We start from the raw sequence: 3,573 nt of genomic DNA on the forward strand, positions 1-3,573 counted from the left end.
AGCGCCGCCGCGACCGCCAGCCGCGCCTGCTCGGCGGTCTCGACCAGCGGCACCAGCACGCCCGCCGCGCCGCTGTCGAGCGCCTCGCCGATTGCCGCCGCGCTGATCGCGGAGACCCGCGCGAGCACCGGCACGGGTCCGAGCGCGCTGACCGCGAGGTGCGTCGACATCCGGTCCCACAGCCCGTGCTGCAGGTCGATTACCGCCGCATCGAACCCGGTGCGCGCGGCGATCTCGACCAGCGGCACCGAGCCGAGCGAGAACCAGGCGAGCGACAGGCCCGGTCCCGCCAGCCGCGCGCGCAGGTCGTCCGGAACCGTCACCTCAGTAGGCGACGCTGATGCGCTGGCGCGGATGCGCGTGGCCCTCCAGTTCGTCGACCAGCGCGATGGCATAATCCTCGAACGTGATGCGGCTGTTGCCGTCCGCATCGGTCAGGAGCTGGTCGCCGCCGACGCGGAACTTGGTGGTGCGCTCGCCATGCTCGATCAGCGCGGCGGGCGAGACGAACGTCCAGTCGAGCACCGGCTCCTGCTTGAGCAGCGCGAGGAACGCGATCGCCTTGCTCGCCTCCGCGCGGTATTCGGGCGGGAAATGCGGGCTGTCGATCAGCTTGACGCCCGGCGCGGTCTCCAGCCCCGCCGCGCCGCCCATTACGATGAAGCGCGGCACGCCCGAATCGCGCACCGCGGCAATCAGCGTCTCCGAATCGGTCGGCACGAACTGCACCGCGCTGACGACCGCATCATGGCCGGCGATAAGCCCCTTCAGCGCCGCGCCATCGAGCGCGTCGCCAAAGTGCGCCGTCACGCCGGGCAGCGCGGCGACGTTCTCGGGATGGCGCACGATCGCGGTGACCTGATGGCCGCGCTCGACCAGTTCCTTCAAGATGCACGAGCCGCCGCGGCCGGTGGCGCCGATGAGAGCAATCTTCATGATTAGGGCCCTTGGGTTGGTGACCAATGGATACCAGATGTCGTAAGGAAAGCAGGATGACAAGGACGCACCGTCGCGTCATCTGCTAACCTTCAGGATACCGCCATGCTTGCCTCCGAACGCGGCGATACGCTCAACCCGCTATGCCCTGCGCGATTGGTGCTCGACCGAATCGGCGACAAATGGGCGATGCTGATCGTCACCCGGCTCGCCGAGGGGCCGCAGCGCTTCAGCGCACTGCGCCGGCAGATTGGCGGGATTTCGCAAAAGATGCTGTCGCAGACGCTCAAGAATCTGGAGCGCGACGGGCTGATAACGCGTACCGCGATTGCGACCGTTCCGGTCACGGTCGAATATGCGGTGACGCCGCTCGGCCAGGGCCTGGCGGGGATTGTCGGCCAGCTGACGAGCTGGGCGGAGGACAATCTCACGCCGATCCTTGCGGCCCGGGCGCGTTTTGCGGCGCAAGCGGATTAGGACCCGGCCTAATGACGGTGAGCGACTCCACGATCCAACGTTCGGGCATCGCGGCGTTGCTGGCGGCGCGCAAGCCCGGGCACAGCTTGCCCCAGCCCTTCTACGTCAGCGATCAGATCTTCGCGCTGGAGATGCAGGCGATCTTTCACCGCAGCTGGACAATGGTCGGCTTCGAGGCGGAGCTCGGCCGGTCAGGCGCCTATATCGCGGTAACGGTCGGGGGCAGCCCGATCCTGGTGCTGCGCGATCGCAACGATGCAATCGTGGGCTTCTTCAACAGCTGCCGGCACCGCGGTTCCAAGCTCTGCCGGGACGGGACCGGACGCGTCCCGCGGATCGTCTGCCCCTATCATCAGTGGACCTACGACATCGACGGCCGTCTGCTCGCCGCGCCGCGCATGGGCCCGGATTTCGATCGCACCGAACACGGCCTGATCCCGATCCGCGTCGAGGTCGTGGCGGGGTGCATCTATGCCGCGCTCAGCGACGACGTGCCCGATTTCGCGGAGTTCCGGCGGACGCTCGAACCGGCGCTGCTGCCGCACAATCTGCGCGACGGCAAGGTGGCGCACATCGAGGTGATGGACGACGTCGCCAACTGGAAGCTGGTGATGGAGAACGGCCGCGAGTGCAATCACTGCGAGGCCTGCCATCCCGAGCTGAAGAACGTCTTCGCGCTGTCCGATTTTGCCGAAGGGGAAGGGTTCGCCGACGATAGCGAGAGCGGGTTCCTGGCACAGATGCGGGCCGCCGGGCTCGACCAGCCCTCGGTCGAGCGCGACTGGTGGCAGATCGGCCGCATCCCGTTCGTCGACGATTGCATGTCCTACTCGGTGGACGGCACGCCCTTGGTCGCGAAGCGGCTGACCGATCGCAACGACGGCAATGTCGGCTCGCTGCGCTGGGCGATCGAGCCGGCCAATTTCTGCCACGCCAGCGGCGATTGCGCGGTGATGGTCAATGTCGAGCCGGTGTCGACGCTCCACACGCGCGTGACGACCAAGTTCCTGGTGCATAAGGACGCGGCCGAAGGGGTGGATTACGAGGTCGATCGGCTGATCCACGTCTGGGACCGGACCAACCGGCAGGACCGTGCGCTGGCCGAGAACAATCAGGCCGGCGTCAACGGCGCGGGCTATCGGCCGGGGCCCTATGCTCCCGACTCGGAGCGGTTCGTGATGGCGTTCATCGACTGGTATCTGGAGCGCATGACGAGCTACGCCGAGGCAAGTGCAAGGCCGGCGAGTTTTCTTGAAAAGAAATAAGTATTCTCTCTGATTGACCGGTAGTGTCGATCTGCGTTACCTAGGATTGGCGGCGAGAAAGGCTTGGCAGCGCGGATGTGCGGAATCGTCGGACTGTTCCTGAAGGACCCTGCGCTGGAGCCGCGGCTCGGGGCGATGCTCGCGGGCATGCTCGAGGTGATGACCGATCGCGGCCCCGACAGCGCCGGCTTCGCCATCTATAGCGACGCCCCGCGTGGGCAGGCCAAGCTGACCGTCCGCGGCACGGCGGGCGATGTCGGGATCGCGCTGAGCGCAGCGCTGGACGTCACCGTGACCGCCGCCCTGCACGACACGCATGTGGTGCTGTCCCTGCCGGAGGCACGGGAAGGCGACGCTCGCGACTGGCTCGCCGAACACCGTCCCGATCTGGCGATCATCGGCGCCGGCCGGCGCATCGAGCTGTACAAGGAGGTCGGCCTGCCCGCCGACGTCTCGCGCCGCTTCGGCCTGCCCGGCATGGCGGGCAGCCACGGCATCGGCCACACCCGGATGGCGACCGAGTCGGCGGTGACGACGGCGGGCGCGCATCCGTTCTCCACCGGCGCGGATCAGTGCCTCGTCCACAACGGCTCGCTCTCCAATCACGCCAGTCTGCGTCGCGAGCTCGTGAAGCAGGGGATCGGCTTCGAGACCGACAACGACAGTGAGGTCGCGGCCGGCTATCTCACCTGGAAGATGCGCGAGGGCGCCACGCTCGCCCAGGCGCTGGAAGCGGGGCTGGACGATCTCGACGGCTTCTTCACCTTCGTCGTCGGTACCGAGAACGGCTTTGCGGTGGTGCGCGATCCGATCTCGTGCAAGCCGGCGGTGATGGCGGAAACCGACGCCTATGTCGCCTTCGCCTCCGAATATCGCGCGCTCGTCGGCCTGCCCG

The 3,573-nt window shown here is 67.5% G+C and carries 5 protein-coding genes; 3 read left to right on the forward strand and 2 right to left on the reverse strand.

Annotated elements, in window-relative coordinates; all coding sequences use genetic code 11:
* Together ACFE64_RS15360 and ACFE64_RS15365 are read right to left on the reverse strand one after the other, a co-directional pair.
* Window positions 1-323, reverse strand: a 323-nt coding sequence (locus tag ACFE64_RS15360) for an aldolase/citrate lyase family protein (RefSeq protein WP_375393325.1), incomplete at its 3' end; no start/stop codon positions are given.
* A 1-nt stretch (window position 324) separates the two neighbouring features.
* Complete coding sequence (locus ACFE64_RS15365) at window positions 325-936, reverse strand: NAD(P)-dependent oxidoreductase (RefSeq protein WP_375393326.1); 612 nt, start codon at window positions 934-936, stop codon at window positions 325-327.
* 105 nt (window positions 937-1,041) lie between these two features.
* Between ACFE64_RS15365 and ACFE64_RS15370 the strand changes: the two genes are divergently transcribed.
* From ACFE64_RS15370 to ACFE64_RS15380, 3 genes are all read left to right on the forward strand, one after another.
* Complete coding sequence (locus tag ACFE64_RS15370) at window positions 1,042-1,413, forward strand: winged helix-turn-helix transcriptional regulator (RefSeq protein ID WP_375393327.1); 372 nt, start codon at window positions 1,042-1,044, stop codon at window positions 1,411-1,413.
* Window positions 1,414-1,424: 11 nt separating this feature from the next.
* Entirely contained in the window at window positions 1,425-2,678 is a 1,254-nt protein-coding gene (locus ACFE64_RS15375; RefSeq protein ID WP_375393328.1) for an aromatic ring-hydroxylating dioxygenase subunit alpha, read from the forward strand.
* Between the two features lie 75 nt (window positions 2,679-2,753).
* Window positions 2,754-3,573: glutamine amidotransferase (locus ACFE64_RS15380; protein WP_375393329.1), on the forward strand; the 820-nt coding region annotated here is incomplete at its 3' end.

This window comes from uncultured Sphingomonas sp. (genome assembly GCF_964250165.1).
Classification (GTDB): Bacteria; Pseudomonadota; Alphaproteobacteria; order Sphingomonadales; family Sphingomonadaceae; genus Sphingomonas.